Raw genomic sequence first — 208 nt, 5'->3', positions numbered from 1 at the left:
AGCTCGCGGTAGGTCATCGAGGCGCCCGCGAAGCTCACCGCCACCGCCTGCGGGGTGCGCGCCACCTGCGCAGCGAACACCACCGGAATCGACACCCCGATACCCGGCTCGGTCAACACCGCCCGATTACCCAACACCTCCAACTCGGCATACTCGGCCCCACCGAGCACCTCGATCGACGACAACCGCCGCCCCGGCTCGGCGGTCA

Annotated in this window: 1 protein-coding gene; it reads right to left on the bottom strand. The window is 69.7% G+C overall.

What is annotated here, in order from left to right; translation table 11 throughout:
- Positions 1 to 208, bottom strand: a 208-nt coding sequence (locus AC5Y7E_RS24405; protein ID WP_499950985.1) for a hypothetical protein, incomplete at both ends; no start/stop codon positions are given.

Source organism: Mycobacterium sp. NGS17 (genome assembly GCF_059813205.1).
The sequence above is the reverse complement of the archived record's forward strand: the minus strand, read 5'-3'. Positions and strand labels throughout refer to the sequence as shown.